Annotated in this window: 1 protein-coding gene; it reads right to left on the minus strand. The window is 26.6% G+C overall.

Features of this window, described 5'->3' with window-relative positions:
• The coding region (locus L8U41_RS07780) for an inverse autotransporter beta domain-containing protein (RefSeq protein ID WP_263728253.1) at window positions 1-2,985 on the minus strand (2,985 nt) is incomplete at its 3' end.
• Between the last annotated feature and the right edge of the window lie 584 nt (window positions 2,986-3,569).

Genomic DNA, 3,569 nt, shown 5'->3' on the forward strand with positions numbered 1-3,569 from the left:
TTTATACTCAAAAAACCTAATAGGATCTAATTTAAATTCTACTTTTTGTTCTCCAACATGCTCGACATAATAAAAACTTATATTAGTTTCTTTAACACTAAAATCACCAATACTACTAAACTCTAAAACAACTTCACCCTTATCATTAACATTAAAGCTGTCTTTTTTAGCTTTTACTCCATTACTTCCAGTAATTTTATCAATAGTGGAATTTGGTAATAAGCCACTTACTTTAATACTAAAATCATCTATATAATCTATAGTTTTTGCTTGAGCTTTAAAACTCGGATATTCTATTTTAGGAGTATAAGTTTTCGATTCATAAGGCAATTCTTTACTTAAATCTTTACCCATAGTATTTACACTAATGATAGGATTAGCTTTAAATGGATCTTTAGAAGTAATGGTTGCTTTAGCTTCACCATTATTATTAAATACTGCTTCTTGATTACTTAAAGTAGCGTCTCCTTTTATATTCCATTCTACTTTCTCATTAGGTTTACCACTTTTTAAAGTTACTTCAACATGATCAAGTTTTGGATCTTTTAAAGCTTTGATGTTTTCACTTTCATAAGCATGGATTTTATCTTTACTAAAATTAATGCTTGGGGTATATTGGTGGAGTTTGATCTCTCCACTTACTTCTTGAGTACTAGCTGTGCTTTGATGATAAGTAGCAATGATTTGTAATCTTTTAATACTAAAATCTTTTACTCCTTCAAATACTACCTTACTTTCACCTTTATCATCAGCTGTACTTTCTTTGTCATTGCTAATTCTTAAAGTTTTATTGCTTTGTATATCTTTAGCTTTCCATGAAACTTTTGTTTTTGGCATTAAACCTTTAAGTTTTACTTCAAAGTCGCTTTTATAATCAATCATTCCTTTTTCAAAGTCTTGATGAGTCACAGGATCTTTTCCAGTAGGAAGCTCCATAGTAGCTGTATAATTTTTAATTTCTAAAACTTTACTTTTTTCTTTTACTAACTCATCGCTCATATTCTTAGCAATGATTTTTACTTTTTCATTTCCGCTAAGTCCTATGATTTCTACATTGCTCTCACCCTTTTCATCAGCTATTAAATTAAGCTCTTTAGTGGTTTTATCTTTATCAATAAATAAAGCATTATCTCCTTGTATGCTCCATTTAACTTTTGTAGAATTAGCTTTTAAGTTTTTATAACTTGCATGAGCTTTTTCTTTATTGCCTATAGTGGTTTTATCTAAGATAATATCATTATCTCCATAAATTGCTATTTGAACAAAGGTTTTTAAAGTAACTCCTAATACATTAGCAATGATTGTTGCTTTTTCTTTATCTTTCATATTTGCATCAGGTTTATAGATGATATTTGAATTTCCATCTTTATCAGTTTTATCTGAATTTGGAGTTTTTTCCAAACTTCCTTTGCCAATTAATTTCCAATTTATGTCTAAATCACTTGCTAAATCACTTCCTGCAAATGTGATTAGAGATTTTTCATGTCTTTGTATATTAGAAGGTTTGGCAAATATTCTAAAGTCTCCTTTTGGAGCTATAATAGTAATAGGAAAACTTTCTTGAGCATTCCCTGCTTTAGCAATTAAATTGGTTTGATGGACTCCATAAGCATGGATTATTTTTACAAAAACCTTTCCATTACCATCAGTAATATAATGATTTCCATTCTTTAAGATTACACTTTTTTGTTCAGGAGTTACACTCATAGCAACATTTTTAACTGCTTGGTTAAAACCATTTTTTAGCATAATACAATGAGTATTATCCCCTAAATTTCCACAATAAGAAATATGATAAGCATTGTTAATAGCTTTATACTCAAGCACCATAGAATAATCTCTATCTATAAAATTGGTTCTAGAGCCTTCAATGGTATTATTTATACCTGCAAATTTAGGATCAAAAGCATGTTTGAGGGCATCTTTGTCTAAAGGTATATTAAAATTCATAGCTATATTTGTACCTTGTTTATCACTTTCATTACTTCTTTTATGGCTTAGCGAAAAAGTTAATGCTGGATAAGGTGAATAAATAATACCTCCTTCATACACTAAAGGATTTTTTTCTAAATCTTCAAAGCAGCTTACATTGCCAAATGGAGCTACTTTTTCTCCATACCACTTACTCATATTAGCAAAAACAGCTACATTGCTCATAGAAGGAAAAGCATATTTAACACCCATATCCCAACCATTAGCAGGACGCTCTAAAAAAGTTAGATCATTATTAGTATTTTTAAAATCATAACTATTAACCCAATCACTTAGTCTTTGATAAATATTAGCATGGAAAGCTAATGTATCTAGCATACTTTCAAAGCCCAAAGACATTCTTTTATGTTCTCTACTAAAATCATGATCATAAACTAGGTTTAATCCTAGCATGATATTTCCTGAATTATTTAATGCTAGTGCATTAGGATAATATCTTATACCACCACCAAAATGACCTATGATTCTATTATTATCATATCCACCTATACCGCTTTGTAAAAAGTAAGATATTTTTGGATTATCTTCACTCATAATAGGTAAAAGAACTTTAGCATTACCACTTAAGCCACCTCTATCATTATAGTTTAGATTAAACTCACTATTAATGGAGTGATTAAGAGCATGTAAATATTCTTGGATTAAAGTATTAGCTTGTAAGCTTAAATAATTGCTTGCTAAATCTCTAACGATTTCTTCTCTTTCTTTACTATCTTTGGCATTATAAGCATCACCAATAGTTTGAATAACATTAATAACCTTATTAGATAATTCTTCATCTTCTTTACTAAGATTAGAATCTTTCTTTGGTTTTTCTTCTAATAGCTTTTTAACTTTTAGATCAATATTGTTATGATCTTTAGCCTGACTTAAGCTATTAACCGCAAGAGTTTGATTGTTGTCTATAATGATTTTATCTTGATTTTTTAAAATCATTATTTGAGAAAAAAGAAAAGTGTGAATGAGTAAAACAAGTAAAAGTGTTTTTTTCATATCCCCCCCCCCATAACCTACATTTAATTTTTATCTGTGATGAGAATATGATAACACAAAAAATACAAAAGTGATAAAAAAGTTATAAAAATATTGAAAAATAGCCAAAAAACTATCAAATATAATAATTATTTATAAACTATAATCAAAATTACTTTTATTTTTTATTAAAAAAATACATATAGATTTATTATTATTTACATAAAACAAAAAATTACTTTTATTTACTTTTTTAAGATAATGGACTAATAGGCTTTTATATCTTTTATATTTATACTTTATTATATTGTTTAATGTATTTGTAGATATGAAAAAATAGTATTTATATAAGCATATAAATTGTATTTATTATATTTGGTATATAAAGTATAAATACTAAGCTTATATATAGTAATAAATAAAGAGTATAAATATCTTATTATACTATTTAAATAATTATAATATAGTGTTTTTATATAAATTTGATAATAGTTGTTATAATCTTAAAATAACTTATTAAAAAAATATATTTAATTATAGTTTATGTGTTTTTATAAATTAGGTAATAGGTAAAACAATATATGGAATGTTTAATGGAAGATGAA

Origin of the sequence: Campylobacter sp. RKI_CA19_01116 (assembly GCF_025771405.1) — a bacterium.
Lineage (GTDB): Bacteria > Campylobacterota > Campylobacteria > Campylobacterales > Campylobacteraceae > Campylobacter_D.